General features: G+C 63.9%; 14 protein-coding genes. 8 read left to right on the top strand and 6 right to left on the bottom strand.

Translation table 11 applies throughout. The features are described 5' to 3' along the window. The first annotated feature begins 83 nt into the window (after positions 1 to 83). The gene (locus EN949_RS09935; RefSeq protein WP_013529744.1) at positions 84 to 458 is read left to right on the top strand and encodes a YciI family protein; all 375 of its coding nucleotides are present in this window, start codon (positions 84 to 86) and stop codon (positions 456 to 458) included. Positions 459 to 559: 101 nt separating this feature from the next. On the opposite strand, the gene EN949_RS09930 is transcribed toward EN949_RS09935, so the two are convergent. From EN949_RS09930 to EN949_RS09920, 3 genes are all read right to left on the bottom strand, one after another. Beyond that, positions 560 to 1,315, bottom strand: coding sequence for an SDR family oxidoreductase (locus tag EN949_RS09930; protein ID WP_013529743.1), 756 nt, complete (start codon positions 1,313 to 1,315; stop codon positions 560 to 562). Positions 1,316 to 1,572: 257 nt separating this feature from the next. Continuing rightward, positions 1,573 to 2,310 carry a tellurite resistance TerB family protein gene (locus EN949_RS09925; protein ID WP_013529742.1) on the bottom strand — a complete coding sequence of 246 codons (738 nt, stop codon included), beginning with the start codon at positions 2,308 to 2,310 and terminating at the stop codon, positions 1,573 to 1,575. Between the two features lie 117 nt (positions 2,311 to 2,427). Beyond that, positions 2,428 to 3,348 carry a rhodanese-related sulfurtransferase gene (locus EN949_RS09920; RefSeq protein ID WP_013529741.1) on the bottom strand — a complete coding sequence of 307 codons (921 nt, stop codon included), beginning with the start codon at positions 3,346 to 3,348 and terminating at the stop codon, positions 2,428 to 2,430. Between the two features lie 311 nt (positions 3,349 to 3,659). Here EN949_RS09920 and EN949_RS09915 point away from each other — a divergent pair, with 311 nt between their 5' ends. Next, positions 3,660 to 4,298, top strand: coding sequence for a 2-dehydro-3-deoxy-phosphogluconate aldolase (locus EN949_RS09915; protein WP_127367336.1), 639 nt, complete (start codon positions 3,660 to 3,662; stop codon positions 4,296 to 4,298). Between the two features lie 87 nt (positions 4,299 to 4,385). On the opposite strand, the gene EN949_RS09910 is transcribed toward EN949_RS09915, so the two are convergent. The 3 genes from EN949_RS09910 to EN949_RS09900 all read right to left on the bottom strand — a co-directional run bounded on the left by EN949_RS09910 (position 4,386) and on the right by EN949_RS09900 (position 8,525). Further along, positions 4,386 to 4,577, bottom strand: coding sequence for a hypothetical protein (locus EN949_RS09910; RefSeq protein WP_013529739.1), 192 nt, complete (start codon positions 4,575 to 4,577; stop codon positions 4,386 to 4,388). A 176-nt stretch (positions 4,578 to 4,753) separates the two neighbouring features. Then, complete coding sequence (locus EN949_RS09905) at positions 4,754 to 6,550, bottom strand: DUF882 domain-containing protein (protein WP_245472383.1); 1,797 nt, start codon at positions 6,548 to 6,550, stop codon at positions 4,754 to 4,756. Positions 6,551 to 6,989: 439 nt separating this feature from the next. After that, the gene (locus tag EN949_RS09900; protein WP_127367010.1) at positions 6,990 to 8,525 is read right to left on the bottom strand and encodes a sigma-54 dependent transcriptional regulator; all 1,536 of its coding nucleotides are present in this window, start codon (positions 8,523 to 8,525) and stop codon (positions 6,990 to 6,992) included. Between the two features lie 175 nt (positions 8,526 to 8,700). On the opposite strand from EN949_RS09900, the gene EN949_RS09895 reads away from it, so the two are divergent. From EN949_RS09895 to EN949_RS09870, 6 genes are all read left to right on the top strand, one after another. After that, positions 8,701 to 10,533: a M3 family oligoendopeptidase gene (locus EN949_RS09895; RefSeq protein WP_127367009.1), complete on the top strand. Its 1,833-nt coding sequence runs from the start codon at positions 8,701 to 8,703 to the stop codon at positions 10,531 to 10,533. Positions 10,534 to 10,894: 361 nt separating this feature from the next. Continuing rightward, on the top strand, positions 10,895 to 11,629 hold the full coding sequence (locus EN949_RS09890) for a proton-conducting membrane transporter (RefSeq protein ID WP_127370961.1): 735 nt from the start codon (positions 10,895 to 10,897) through the stop codon (positions 11,627 to 11,629). 182 nt (positions 11,630 to 11,811) lie between these two features. After that, a complete protein-coding gene (locus EN949_RS09885) occupies positions 11,812 to 12,957 on the top strand; it encodes an aminodeoxychorismate synthase component I (RefSeq protein WP_063168943.1) in 1,146 nt (381 codons plus the stop codon). Further along, positions 12,906 to 13,568: an aminotransferase class IV family protein gene (locus tag EN949_RS09880; RefSeq protein ID WP_063168944.1), complete on the top strand. Its 663-nt coding sequence runs from the start codon at positions 12,906 to 12,908 to the stop codon at positions 13,566 to 13,568. Before EN949_RS09885 ends, EN949_RS09880 begins: the two co-directional genes overlap by 52 nt. 3 nt (positions 13,569 to 13,571) lie before the next feature. After that, positions 13,572 to 14,507 (top strand): DUF3445 domain-containing protein, encoded by a 936-nt coding sequence (locus EN949_RS09875; RefSeq protein ID WP_063168945.1) that lies wholly within the window; start codon positions 13,572 to 13,574, stop codon positions 14,505 to 14,507. A gap of 130 nt (positions 14,508 to 14,637) precedes the next feature. Further along, on the top strand, positions 14,638 to 15,122 hold a 485-nt coding region (locus tag EN949_RS09870; RefSeq protein WP_206534945.1), incomplete at its 3' end, for a saccharopine dehydrogenase NADP-binding domain-containing protein.

Raw genomic sequence — 15,122 nt, 5'->3', positions numbered from 1 at the left:
TCCGGACACGCACGGCCAAGGCTGGGCGGGCGTGTCGGGAACCGCTACGCTCCCTGGATCAGGATCGAAGCAGGTGACATAAAATGTTCTACGCAATCCTTGCCTATCACGTGGAAGATGCGATCAAGGCGCTGACGCCGCAGGAAGATGCAGCACTTATGGCCGACCTGCTGAAGATCAACACCCGGCTTCATGAGGAAGGCACGCTGGGGCCGTCCGCGCGTCTGGGCGCAACACAGGATGCCATCACCCTGCGCGGCCCGGGCGACGGTGTGATCATCGACGGTCCTTTCGCCGAAACCAAGGAACAGTTGCTCGGGCTCTATGTCGTCGACTGCGCCACGCGAGACGAGGCCATCGCGATCGCCCGCGACCTTCGCCGCGTCAATCCCACCGCCGTTTACGAGATCAGGCCCATTCTGCTGTTCAAGCCCGGCGTGCCGCTGGCCGGGAAATAAAACCATCCGGCTGGGTCCCCGCTGCTTCGCAGCGTCCCAGCGTTCGCCGGCCTTTCATCGTGCCACTGGCACGATGAATTCGCTTACGCGAACCGGGCTGCTCACCCACGCCCGACAAACGGCATCTTGGTCGCCATCACGGTCATGAACAGCACGTTGGCGTCGAGCGGCAGGCTGGCCATGTGGACGACGGCGTCGGCGACGCGCTGAACATCCATCACCGCTTCGGCTGCGATCGAGCCATTGGCCTGCGGCACACCGACCGTCATCGGCTGCGCCATGTCGGTCAGCGCATTGCCGATGTCGATCTGGCCGCAGGCGATGTCATAGGGCCGGCCGTCAAGCGCCAGCGTCTTGGTCAGTCCGGTGATGGCATGCTTGGTCGCCGTGTAGGGCACCGAGCCTGGGCGCGGCGCATAGGCCGACACCGAACCGTTGTTGATGATGCGGCCACCCATCGGCTTCTGCTTGCGCATGGCGCCAAAGGCGGCACGGGCGCACAGGAACGAACCGGTGAGGTTGACGCCGACGATATCGTTCCACACTTCGACCGGTATCTCGTCGATCGGCGTCGATTTGTAGCCCATGCCGGCATTGTTGAAGAGCAGGTCGACACGGCCGAAGGCCGCCGCCACGGTCTCGAACAGATCGTCGACCTCGCCTGCCTTGCTGATATCGCAGGCAACCGCCAGGGCCTTGGCGCCGGTGGACCCGGCCTCAGCCACGGCTGCATCCAGCACGGATTTGCGGCGTCCGCAGAACACCGTGTTCCAGCCGGCCTTGAGCAGCGCCGTGGCGACGCTCTTGCCGATGCCCGTGCCGGCCCCGGTGACGATGGCGGTTCTTTGCTCGGTCATGGCTATTGTCCTCCGGCAGCGCTGCGCTTGCTCGACTGATTTTGGGGGGTTGGCTCGAAAAGGAAGGCATCGCAAATGACGGCGGCGATGGCAAGCGTGTCCATCCGGCCGGACCGACAAAAAGGGCGGCCATTGGCGACCGCCCCTGATCTGAACCGGGCTTGGGAGGAGGAAAAGCCGATCCGACTGTGTTGAATGATGCGCTTGCTGGGTTAATGAGCGGTTAACCCGGAAAGTGCCCCCTGTTCCGTTTTGGCCTACCAGCGCGGATTGGGTGACGTCCCGGCCTTGGCCGGCACCTTGGCCGCCGAAACCGTCGCCTCGACATGGTCGACCAGCGCGTCCGGCAGGCCGAGCCGGCCGGCAAGCAGGTCGAGATAACCGCGCTCGGCGCGTGTGTCGGGATCGATGGTCAGGCGCGACGCCGTGTAGAGTTCGAGCTTCTGCGCATCGGTCTTGGCGCCGGCCACCAGCGTGTCGAGGTCGAGCGGGCTTGCCAGCTCCGCCATCAGGAACTTTTCGGCGTCGGAGCCTATGCCGGCCAGGCTGAGCTTGCCGGCGATCTTCTGGCGCTCTTCATCGTCGATATGGCCATCGGCTTTCGCCGCCGAGATCATCGCCCGCACCAGGGTCAGCGTGAATTCGTCCTCGCCTTGCGGCGCCTGCGACGGGTGGAAGGGGGTATCCTTGGGCGGCGGCAGCAATTCCGGTTGGCCGGCCGCCGGTGCTTCCGCGGGCGCGTTGCCGGCCTTGTAATTCTGGTAGGCCTTGTAGGCGAGGCCGCCGATTGCGGCCAGTCCGCCAAGCTTCACCGCGGCGCCCGTCACGTTGCGGCCAGTACCGGTTCCGAGCAGCACCGCGGCCAGCGCACCGGCCGCCAGCGGATTGTCCTTGGCCATCTGCACGGCCTGCCCCGCCTTGTCGCGAACGGTGCCGCTGGTGCCGGGGATTTGCGAGCCGAGCAGATCGTCGAGAAGCTTCTTGGGATCGAACATTCAGTGCCTCCAGGATTTGCCCGGCCGAACGGGCGGGTTTCGAACGTCGAAGACGTAGGTCCCGAAACTTGACATTGCAATGACAGGCAGCCGCTTTGCAGCAGCACGATGCCTGGATCAGGAGCCGATATGCGGACCCCTGCCCCGCGCCTGCGCAAGCTCGACCTGGCGCTGGCGCTCGGCATAACGCTGGCGGTCCTCGTCCGAACGCGCATCGAAGCAATGCGGGCACGAAATACCGGCAGCGAATTTGGGCGACGTCAGCTCGCCCGGCGTCAGCGGGTGGCGGCAGGCGCGGCACAGTTCCGCGTCGCCCTCGGCAAGGCCGTGCGACACCGAAACCCGCTCATCGAAGACGAAGCACTCGCCTTGCCAGAGGCTCTGTTCGGCCGGAACCTCTTCGAGGTATTTGAGGATACCGCCCTTGAGATGGAAGACATCCTCGAAGCCGAGCGATTTGACATAGGCGGTCGCCTTTTCGCACCGTATGCCGCCGGTGCAGAACATCGCCACCTTGCGGCCTTCGAGCTCCGCCCGGTGCGTTTCCACCCAGGCCGGGAACTCGCGAAAACTTGCGGTGGCCGGGTCGATCGCACCCTTGAACGTGCCGATCGACACCTCATAGGCGTTGCGCGTGTCGATGATGACAGTGCCGGGCTGCGAAATCAGAGCGTTCCAGTCGGCCGGCGCGACGTAGGTGCCGGCACTTTTCGAAGGATCGATGTCATCGACACCCATGGTGACGATCTCGCGCTTCAGCCGCACCTTCATGCGATGGAACGGCATGTCCGCGGCCGCGCTGTACTTGACCTCGAGTCCGGCAAGCCCTTCGATGGCTTCGAGATACGCGATCAGTTCGGCAATTGCCGTCTCGCTGCCGGCGACGGTGCCGTTGATGCCTTCATGCGCCAGCAGCAGCGTGCCCTTTATGCCGCGCCCGCAGCAGAATGCGGCGAGCGGCGCGCGCAGTTCTTCGAAAGCGTCGAGCCGGGCAAACCGGTAGAGCGCGGCGACGCGAAGGAGTGGAAGTGATGTCATCGCCGAAGCCACTAGACGCTCGAGCAAGCCGATTCAAGGCAAAGCAGGCATCCTGTTCGGCGGGTCACTGGCGCAAATCTGCACCATGGGCGAATTTGTACCATAGCTGAGATCAGGGAGTCAAGAAAAAATTCCTATCCTGAAAAGCCACCGGGACCAAAGCTGTCGGCACCATCGAGCCGGCAGCCACCCTTGTCAACTTGGGCTTGGCGAGTATGGGCGACGCGTGACATCGCGACACGGCCGGTTTCGTGGACAGGAAAACGGCCTTCTGCTAATCGGTTGAATTGTCCCACGCCACGGAGAGACACATGCCCAGCAAGACCGAAAAACTTCTGTCGCTCCTCAACGGCCAGCCCGTCATCCCGGTGCTGAAGATCTCCGATGTCGCCAATGCCGTGCCGCTGGCCCGCGCTCTGGCGCGCGGCGGCCTGCCTGCGATCGAGATCACGCTGAGGACCGCCGACGCGCTGGAAGCGATCCGGCGGGTCGCTGGTGAAGTCGAGGAAGCCATCGTCGGCGCCGGCACCATTCTCGATGCCAGGCAGTTCGAAGAGGCGGCTGCCGCGGGCTCGCGCTTCATCGTCAGCCCCGGCATCACCCGCGAGCTTCTGTCGGCAGCCGCCGCCAGCGATGTTCCGCTGCTGCCCGGTGCGATCACCCCCGGCGAGATCATGGCCGCGCGCGAAGCCGGCTTGCGCTTTCTGAAATTCTTCCCGGCCGAGCAGTCGGGCGGCATCGCTTCGCTGAAGGCCTTCGCCTCGCCGCTCGCCGATGTGAAATTCTGCCCGACCGGCGGCATCTCGGCCAAGAACGCAGCTGACTATCTCAGCCTGCCCAACGTGGTCTGCGTCGGCGGCTCCTGGGTGGCGCCCGACGACCTCGTCAAGGCCGGCAAATGGGACGAGATCGAAGCCTTGGCGCGCGCGGCGAGCAAGCTCGCAAAATAAGGCTTTCATGGCGGCATGGAAAAACCCGGCCGACTTGCGTCGACCGGGTTTCCGCCGGATGTTTTTTCCAGGCCTGCCTTGGCCGGATCAGTTGCAGACCCTGACTTCCCTGACCACCCTATGATGATGCTTCCAGGTCGTGACAACCTTGGTCCGGCAGTGCTTCTTCATGTGCATGTGATCGTGGGTTTTGACGACAATGGTTTCGGCCTGCGTAGGGGCGATGGCCGCCGAAGCGGTTGCCAACGCGATGACCGATGCCAGTAGAATCTTCTTCATGGGTATCCCCGGGTTTGAACGAACGAGGGAGAAACCGTTGACGGCCCGAGGCGTTCCACGATCACGGCAATGTCAGGCCGGTGTGATCGGAAGCCGGCGGGCCGCGCGACCGGATCCGGCCACGCAGCAAAAAGCCGCGCTGGTTGCCCGGCGCGGCTTTGTCGATTGGTTTGCCGTCATTTGGTCTGGAAGCGGGCTACCGACATGAACTTGACGGCGTTGCCGGTGAAGCGATTGGCATCGGCCACCTGGCTGCTCGGCTGGAAGCCAGCGGTGTAGACCTCGCTCGGCGGCGTGTGCACGATGCTGTAGGCGTAACCCGGCGCCGTCGTCGCGCTTGAAACGGTGGCGACCTGCTCGCCGCTGGTCAAGGCCCAACGGGCGGCCTGCGGTGCGGCTGCAACCACCATGGCCTTGGGGCCTGGCTTCAGGTCGCGGGCGGTGGCTCTCGATTCCTTGCGCGTCGTCTTGACGCCGGCGCCGATCGCGGCGGCCGGATCGGAACCGACTGGGCGGGCCACGACAGCATCGCGCGGCGATGCGGCGTTGGTGCCCGGATCGTTGAACGCCGAACGCGGCTCGGACCCGGACAAGGAAGCAAGCTGGTAATCGGCCGCACCGACCTGGGCATTGGCCTCGTCGAGCACGGCCTTGACCGCGTCCGGCCTGGCCATCTCGGGCCGCGCCGTCGGCAGCACCGAGAACGCATCGGTCGCGGTCTTGCCTTGGTCGGCCGTCTCGGCCAGCGCCATCAGCACATCCTTGCTGGGCGGCGCAGCCAGAGCGGCCGGCAGCGAATTGTCGGGACGCCATGTCGGCAACGGTATGTTGTTGACCGCGACCTGGGTCGCATCAGCCGAAGCCGTTGCATCGGCCATGCCGAAAGGAACGCTCGCCGGCGCATGCGCGGTCGCCACGGCCTGCTCGGTGGTGGCTGTCGCCTCCGCCATCGCGAAGGGAACATTCTCAGGCTGCTGCGCGCCGACATCGGCTTTCGGCCGCGGTGCGAAATCCGGCAGCGGAATGCTTCGGGCCGGCAATGCCGCGATGATCGTCTCCGGCGTGTCCTGTTCAGGCTCCGGAGCCTGCTGTTCGGTCACCTGCGGAATCTCGGCGCGCCGCGCATTCTCCGGCGCCACGATGGCGATGCCCGGGAGGTTGCTGGTCTTGGCCGCCGCTGCCGGCTTCAGGTTTCTCGCCTTGGGCGGGGGGGCGGCCGAAGCGGTCTCGACATCGGCGCTGTCGTCGGCCTCGTCGTCGCCGCCGCCACCGAAGAAAGCCGACAGGAATCCACCTGATTTCTTGCTGCTGCCGCCGGCACTGGCCATCTCGATGGCCGGCGAGCCCGATCCCTTGCGCGCCTTGTAGGAGGCGAGCGCCTGCTCAAAGCCGGGCAGCGGCCTGCCGTCGCTCGGCACATGCAGCGTCTTGCCGTTGGGGAACAGGCTGACCAGTTCCTGCCGGCTGATACCGGGCCAATGGCGCACATTGCCGACATCCATATGGACGAACGGCGAACCCGATGACGGATAGTAGCCGACGCCGCCGCCCTGCATCTTGAGGCCGATGTTGCGCAGCTTTTTCAGCGGCACGCCGGGAATATAGAAATCCATCGCCTTGCCGAGCATGTGCTGGCTCTTCTCGGCCACGCCCCTGCTGCGGCTGCGCAGCATCGAGTTCGTCGACGGCGAGCGATAGCCGCACACGACCTGGATGTAGTCCGTGGCACCTGCTTCCCGATACGCCTCCCAGACGAGATCCAGCAGGCGCGGATCCATCTTGGTTGGCTCGTTGCGACGCCAGTCGCGCAAAATGATGTTGATCTTGCGGAGACCTTCGGGGACGTAGCGGCCGTTGCGCTTGTAGACGATCTCGGCCTTCTCATGGGTGTGGAGATGATAAAGCTTCAGCGACCGTGTTTCGGCGCTGGCTCCGCTCGCAGCCGCGGCAACAAAACCAAAAGCGACAACCAACACTGCCAACCACTTCGGCCAGACGCTCAAATGATGGTGCCGCCTGTTTGTGTGTCGTTCGATTCTGTTCAAATCAAAAGGCCTTGCAGGCTGCCGTTTGTCCCCGGATTTGTCCAAACGGATGTGGCATTAGCACACCCGAATATCGATCCTAATGGTTAATCATCGCTTATTGAAGCCGAAATGCGGTAACACCGTGGCGATATCCCGTCAAAAATTGTTCACAAGGTTTCTTGGTAAACCGCTGGTTTAGATCAGATTTTCGCCTTCGCCCCGAACACGATCTGTTACCGCTAGCCTTAATGCGTGAACAGAGCTGTCCACGGGACAGCCACAATGCCGCTGAAACGGCGATACAAGGCCCGTTGTGGCATTGCAAGCTGGCGCCGGCCTTGTGGCAAAGCCGGAAGCCGGGCCAAAGCTCAGCCCGGCATCGCCCTTAGGAGGCTAGTCGATCGACGCGGCCTGTCTCCGGATCGATGCCGTGTTCCTTGAGCTTGCGATAGAGCGTCGAGCGGCCGATGCCGAGTCGGCGGGCGACTTCGCTCATCTGTCCGTTGTAGTGATCGATGGCAAGCTTGATCATCTCGAGTTCGACATCGGCAAGTGCCCGCACATTGCCGCGCTCGTCGAGCGCCCGCAACGTGCCGAAGCGAGGCTGCAGCCTTGCCGGCGGATCGAACGCGATTGCCGGGCCGCCCTCGCCGGGCAAGGCTTCGTCATCGCGCGCCTGCAAAGGCAAGGACGGCGACGGCGCGTCGCCATCCACATCGAGGTTGACGGTGCCTTCCACTTGCGCCCGGATCTGCGGGAAGTCCTCGGCGGCAAGCACATCGCCTTCGCAAAGCACCGAGGCGCGAAAGACGGCGTTTTCGAGCTGCCGGATGTTTCCGGGCCAGTCATAGGCCTGCAGCACGGCGAGCGCTGCCGCCGAAATACCTTGCAGGCGACGGTGCGGGTCGGCCGGCGCGACCTTCTCCATGAAATGGGTGACCAGATATGGGATGTCGTCGCGGCGGTCGCGCAGCGGCGGCACGAAGATCGGATAGACGTTCAGCCGGTAGAACAGATCCTCGCGGAACTTGCCGTCCTTGACCTGCTGCAGGAGGTTGCGGTGCGTCGCCGAAATCAGCCTGATGTCGACCCTGACGGTCGAGCGCCCACCGACCGGGTCGACCTCGCCGTCCTGGACCGCGCGCAACAGCTTGACCTGCACGTCGAGCGGCAGGTCGCCGATCTCGTCGAGAAACAACGTGCCCGAATGCGCTTCGACGAACTTGCCGGTGTGCTTGTCGGTGGCCCCGGTGAACGAGCCCTTCTCGTGACCGAACAGGATCGATTCGACCAGATTGTCTGGAATGGCGCCGCAATTGACGGTGACGAAGGGTTTCGTGCGGCGGTCGCCACTGCCCTGGATGGCGCGCGCCACCAGTTCCTTGCCGACGCCGGACTCGCCCTCGATCAGGATCGGGATGTTGGATGCCGCCGCTTTCTGGCCAAGGCGGATCACCCTGTCCATGGCCGGGCTGTGCGTGATCATGTCCTTGAAGGTCAGGAGGCCGCCGCGCCGGCGCGATGTGCGCTTGACCTCGCCCTCGACGGCCTCGACCTTGAGCGCATTGCCGATCGATGCCTGCAGCCTGTCGGGAGACGCCGGCTTGACGACGAAATCGAAGGCGCCATGACGCATCGCCGAAACCACGGTCTCGATTCCGCCCTGCGCGGTTTGCACGATCGCCGGCACGTTGATGTCGCGCTCGCGCATCGCCTTCAGCACGCCGATACCGTCGAGACCGGGCATGACCAGATCGAGGATGACCACCGACACCTCGCGGGCGCCGGGTCCATCGAGGATGTCGAGAGCGGCCGCGCCGCCGTCGACCACGATTGCGCTGTAGCCGAACCGCGTCACCGCCGCTTCGAGCAGCCGGCGTTGCACCGGATCGTCATCGACTATGAGTATGGAACCTGTCATGACTGGTGTGACTGCCCGCCCGAGGAATTCTGCCCTGTGGACCATCTTGGCACAGGGTTCTAAATAAGGTTTCAAAAAACCCGGTGAATGAATTCCTTAGGATTTGACCGGCTTCTCGTTTCTCCTTGAACCTTGGCCACGGAAGGTGTCGGCAATGCATAGGGATTCTGGGCACATGGTTTCCGCACGGCGGCTGGCGGCGCCGGCGTCGGGTCAAGGCGCGGCCGAGCTGGGCGACCTGCCGGAATGGAACCTTGCCGACCTCTATGCCGGCATGGACGCGCCGGAGCTGAAGCGCGACATCGCCAAGGCCGCCACCGATGCCACCAGTTTCGAGAGCCGCTGGAAGGGTACGCTGGCCGCCGAAGCCGAGCGCGGCGGCGCCGGCAGGCTGGGCGAGGCGCTTGTCGCCTACGAGGCGCTGGAGGAACTGATCGGCCGCATCGTCTCCTATGCGGGACTGGTTTATGCCGGAAACACCGCCGATCCCCAGCGCGCCAAGCTCTATGGCGACATCCAGGAGAAGATGACCGACGCCAGCGCGCACCTTCTGTTCTTCGCGCTCGAACTCAACCTGATCGACGATGCGTCGATCGAAGGCGCGCTCGCCGGCGATCCCGCCTTCGGCCACTATCGGCCATGGGTGCTCGATCTGCGCAAGGACAAGCCTTACCAGCTCGAGGACCGCGTCGAGCAGCTCTTCCACGAAAAGTCGATCACCGGACGCGGCGCCTGGAACCGCCTGTTCGACGAAACGATGACCGACCTTCGCTTCCACATCGACGGCGAGGAACTGACGTTGGAGCCGGCGCTGAATCGTCTGCAGGACGCCGACGGCGAGGTGCGCCGCCGGGCGTCCGAGGCGCTGGCCACGACCTTCCGCAAGAACTTGCGCACCTTCACGCTGATCACCAACACGCTGGCCAAGGACAAGGAGATATCCGACCGCTGGCGTGGCTTCGAGGACATCGCCGATTCACGCCATCTGGCCAACCGCGTCGAGCGCAGTGTGGTGGACGCCTTGGCCTCCGCCGTTCGCGATGCCTATCCGCGCCTCTCGCACCGCTACTACGCGATGAAGGCACGCTGGCTGGGCATGGAGGTGATGAACCATTGGGACCGCAACGCGCCGTTGCCGGATACGCCCCAGGCGATCATCGCCTGGGACGAGGCCAGGAACACCGTGCTGTCCGCCTATCAGCGCTTTTCGCCCGACATGGCCGAGATCGCGCGAACCTTCTTCGACCGCAACTGGATCGACGCGCCGGTGCGGCCCGGCAAGTCGCCTGGCGCCTTCGCGCATCCGACCGTACCGTCGGCGCATCCCTATGTCCTGCTCAACTACATGGGCAAGCCGCGCGATGTGATGACGCTGGCGCACGAGCTTGGCCATGGCGTGCATCAGGTGCTGGCCGGCGGCCAGGGTGCGCTGATGGCCTCGACGCCGCTGACGCTGGCCGAGACGGCATCGGTCTTCGGCGAGATGCTGACCTTCCGCTCGCTGCTCGACCAGACCACCGACCGGCGCGAGCGCAAGGCCATGCTCGCCCAGAAGGTCGAGGACATGATCAACACGGTCGTGCGCCAGATCGCCTTCTATGAATTCGAGCGCAAGGTGCATGCCGAACGCAAGAACGGCGAACTGACCTCCGACAGGCTGGGTCAGTTCTGGCTCGAAGTGCAGGCCGAAAGTCTGGGTCCCGCCATCAAGCTGCGCGAAGGCTATGAGGTGTTCTGGACCTACATCCCGCACTTCATCCATTCGCCCTTTTATGTCTATGCCTATGCTTTCGGCGACTGCCTGGTGAACTCGCTCTACGCGGTCTACCAGAACGCCGAGCGCGGCTTTCAGGACAAGTATTTCGAAATGCTGCGCGCCGGCGGCACCAAACATCATTCCGAGCTTCTGGCGCCCTTCGGGCTCGACGCCACCGATCCCGCCTTCTGGCAGATCGGACTTGGCGTCATCAGTGGCCTGATCGACGAGCTGGAAGCGCTCGACACTTGAAATGCGCCCCCAGGCGTCGCTCTAACAGTTTAGCCGGAATGCATGTTGGGACAGCTCTACTATCGCCCTAAATATCTGTTCTTGAAGTACTCTCCACCGAAGTTTTCCGATAGCTTTCCACAAGCTCTATGATAGCCTTCGCTCCAAGCTCAGCCGGAGCGCATGCGGATCGGCGAGGAGAAATCTCAGCCGGCCGTGGCGCTCAGGCGAACGCGACAACGGCCGTTGGCCATGGGCAAGCAAAGCCGATCGCCGACAGCTCGAACCGAAGCCGGCTGTTCTGCTTACCGCGGAACCACCAAGAGTAGTCCTTCGCCGAAGATCATGACCCACGGCAGACGGATCTGACTGGAGAGAGACAATGGGCACTTTTTTCTACGTGGTCCTGGCGTTCCTGATAGGCGTATTGGTCGGCTGGTTCCTTTGGGGGCGCCTGCGCGGTGAACTCGACAGCTTGCGCGGCGATCTCGACCGTACACGCAGCGAACGCGACAGGCTGCGCACCGACAGCGACCGCCTGACCGGCGAACTCGATGCATGCGGCAAGACCCGCGCCGACCTTGAGCGTCGGCTGCGCGAAGCGTCGGCCGCACCTGCCGCCGGAAGCAGCGCGGCAAAACCGGCAAGCCAGGCGCCGGCGGCCCTGATGTCGACCCCCGCGACGGCCAAATCCACAAAGCCCGCGCCGGCCAAACCGGCCGCTGCGAAAGCGGTCCCTGCCAAGGCGGTCCCTGCCAAGTCGGCGGCGAAACCCGCCGCCACCAAAACCTCGGCTCCAGCCAAATCCGCAACGAGCAAGCCTGCAACAGTCAAGCCTGCAACAGCCAAACCAGCATCCGGAAAGCCCGACAATCTGCGTCGGCTGATCGGTATCGGTCCGGTCAATGAGAAACTGCTCAAGGCACAAGGCGTCACCAGCTTCGCCCAGATCGCGTCCTGGACAGCGGCCGATATCAAACGGATCGAGGACGTCATGAATTTCGATGGCCGCATCGCGCGCGAACGCTGGATCGAGCAGGCCAAGCTGCTCGCCGCCGGCAACGAGAAGGAATTCGCCAAGCAGTTTCCAACAGCCGGAACCTCCAGCAACAGCTGATCGCCAGGCACGACCTGAAGATTGCAAGCGGCGGCGCCATATCGGCGTCGCCGTTTGCTCTTGGTTCCTGAGTTGGCCCAAAGGTCGGCTTTAAGAGGCAGCGTGCCGTTCCCTCGATTGCGCGCGGGCGGCACCCCATATAGAGCGGTTGATGGCTTCATTGACCGCAGCATTCGGTGCCCATGTCCCTGCCCGCCGCAATTTTTCGCAATGACAAAAGCGCGCGCCAGCTCGTTTTCGACCGGCCGGCCGATATCATCGTGGCGCACGATGCAGGCGATTTCGGGCCGGCTCTGGAAGCAGCACAAGCCGCGCATGATGCAGGCAAATGGCTTGCCGGCTATTTCTCGTATGAGGCGGGCTACCTGCTCGAACCCAAGCTCGTTCCCCTGCTGCCGAATGGACGCCGCGCCCCACTCGTGTGCCTTGGGGTTTTCGATGCCCCGGTCGAACAGGCGGTGCCGCCGCGCAATATGGCGGCGACCAATGGCCCGATCTTCGACGCCCGTGCGACGTGGTCGCCCGAGGATTATGAAAAACGCTTCTCGCGGCTGCACCAGCACATCCGGCAAGGTGATTGCTACCAGGGCAATCTGACCTTTCCCGTGCATGCGCAATGGTCAGGCGAGCCTCTGGCCGCGTTCGATGCGTTGACTGAACGTCAGCCGGTGAAATATGGCGCGCTGATCGCGCTCGGTGAACCCATCGTGCTGTCGCGCTCGCCTGAACTGTTCTTCGAGATCGACGCCGAGGGCATGATCGAGACGCATCCGATGAAGGGAACGGCGCCGCGCGGCGCCACCAAAGCCGAGGACGAACGGCAGAAGATCTTCCTGCGCAATGACGAGAAAAACCAGGCCGAAAACCGGATGATCGTCGATCTCCTGCGCAACGATATCTCGCTGATCAGCGAGGTGGGCACGCTGGACGTGCCGGCGCTGTTCCGCATCGAGACTTACCCGACCGTGCATCAGATGGTGAGCGACGTCAGGGCCAAACTGCTGCCGGGTCTCTCTATCCGCCAGATCTTTGCGGCGCTGTTTCCTTGCGGTTCGATCACCGGCGCGCCTAAGATCCGTGCCATGGAGATCCTGCGCGACCTGGAAGGCACGCCCCGCGATGCCTATTGCGGCGCCATAGGCTGGATCGCACCCGGCGGCCCGATGCGCTTTTCCGTGGCGATCCGCACCATCTCGCTCTTTTCGGGCGGCGAGGCCGTCTACAATGTCGGAGGCGGCGTCGTCTTCGATTCGACGGCGCAGGAGGAGTATCAGGAGTGTCTGCTGAAAGCGCGCTTCGCGACGGGAACACCGCCGACTTTCAGTTGATCGAGACCATGCGCTGGGAACCCGGCTCGGGCTTCCTGCGCTTCGATCGTCATCTTGCGCGCCTCTATGGCTCGGCGGCGGAACTCGGCTTCCGCTGTGATCCAGGCACGGTCGGCGAGGCGCTGAGCAGCGCGGTCGGCGGTTCCGGCGTTGCCACGCGCACGCGTCTCGTCCTGTCGCACGATGGCGAGGTGACGGCCTCTGCGCAGCCTTATGAACCGCTCGCCGCCGACAAAGTCTGGATGCTGCGGCTGGCGCGGACGAGGCTCGATTCGAACGACACGCTGCTGCGCCACAAGACCAGCCGGCGACAGCTTTACACGCGTGCCCGTGCCGAACACCTCATCACGCAGGCCGACGAGGTGCTTATGGCCAACGAGCGTGGCGAGATCTGTGAAGGCACGATCACCAATGTCTTTGCCGATGTCGGCGACGGCGTGCTGGCGACGCCCCGGCTCGATTGCGGCCTGCTGCCTGGCGTATTGCGCGCGCAGCTTCTGGATGAAGGCCGCGCCCGCGAAGCGATCTACAGCTTGGACGATCTGAAATCCGCCAAGTCCCTGTTCGTCGGCAATTCGCTGCGCGGACTGATCCCGGCAAGACTGACCTGAGACATGACGTCCCCAAAACATACGCTGCCCACCCACACGCCCTATGACGGCTCGTCGAAACTGTTCAGCATCGGGCTGAAGCCGCTCGACCCGGCGGCCTGGATCGAGGTCGACGGCCATCTGCTGCCGTATCTCGCCGAAAAGCACCGGCTCTATGCCGAAATCCCAGAGCGCGTTTTCGTCGAGGAGGACGGCACGCGCGACGCCCAGCAGGAAGTGCTCGACTTGCTCGCCGCGCATCTCCCGGAGAGGTTCCCCGAAACCCATCGGCTCGGCGGATCAGGCGTCGAGGTGGCGGGCGCGGCGAGCCGTCTGCCTGCTTCCCTCGCCGATGCGCCGCTGGCCAAAGCCTCACTGCTCGTCCAGGAAGACCTGATCCTGATGCGCAGCAGTGACAGCGGCTGGCGGCTGGTCGCCGGCTCGCTCTGCTTTCCCTCCTCCTGGTCGCTCCTGGAAAAGTTCGGCAAGCCGCTGCAGGACATCCACGCGCCGGTGCCGGGTTTCGGCCCGGGCACGCGTCCGGCGGAACTCATCAACCGGATGTTCGATGGCCTCCAGGGGCAGGCCGTCGAGCGCTACAACTGGTCGATCCAGGCCGACAACGCGCTCTACCATCCGCTCTCCGACCTGCAGCGCATCGACCGCGCCACCAACCGGCCGTCGCGCTTTCCCGATGGCGACATCGACGCCCATGCCTTCATTCGCGTCGAGCGGCAAACCCTACGCAAACTGCCTGTTTCACGCGATATCCTGTTCACCATCCGCATCCATCTCGATCCGCTCGCCGTGCTGGCCAGGCACCCTGATCGGGCGAAGCTCGCGGTGTCTTTCGCCGCCCAGCTCGAAGCACTCGATCTCGCCCAGCTCGACTACAAGGGCCTGACATCGGACCGTGATCGGCTGATGACGGTCCTTAACCACATGGCCAATGACGACTGATCGCTGGTTGGCGCTTTTCGCTGGTTTGTGACAATGATCTGTGATGTAGCGCATGGCCGCCGGGCAAAGATGCCCGGTTTTGTGTGTGCGTTTTCCCAGTTTCCTGGGCTTTGAAGGAGTGCTCGATAAAATGGCGAATGAAAACTGGCCCGTTTACGGTGAGATCAGCGGCCCTGTCGTGATGATCGGCTTCGGCTCGATCGGCCGGGGAACGCTGCCGCTGATCGAACGCCATTTCAAGTTCGACAAGTCGCGCATGACGGTTATCGATCCGCGCGACACCGACCGCAAGCTGCTCGACGAGCGCGGCATCACCTTCGTCCAGGAAGCGGTGACCGAGAAGAACTACAAGAAGCTCCTGACCCCGCTTCTGACCAATGGCGGCGGCCAGGGCTTTTGCATCAACCTGTCGGTCGATACCGGCTCGGTGGACCTGATGCGGCTCTGCCGCAAGCTCGGCGTGCTCTACATCGACACCGTCGTCGAGCCGTGGCTCGGCTTCTATTTCGACGCCAAGGCCGATAACGCCAGCCGCACCAATTACGCGCTGCGCGAGTCGCTGCTCAAGGAAAAGCACGACAAGCCCGGCGGCGCCACGGCGGTCTCCACCTGCGG

Origin of the sequence: Mesorhizobium sp. M7A.F.Ca.US.007.01.2.1 (assembly GCF_003998165.1) — a bacterium.
In the GTDB taxonomy this organism is placed as follows: domain Bacteria; phylum Pseudomonadota; class Alphaproteobacteria; order Rhizobiales; family Rhizobiaceae; genus Mesorhizobium; species Mesorhizobium ciceri.
This window is presented reverse-complemented; position numbering and strand designations above follow the sequence as displayed.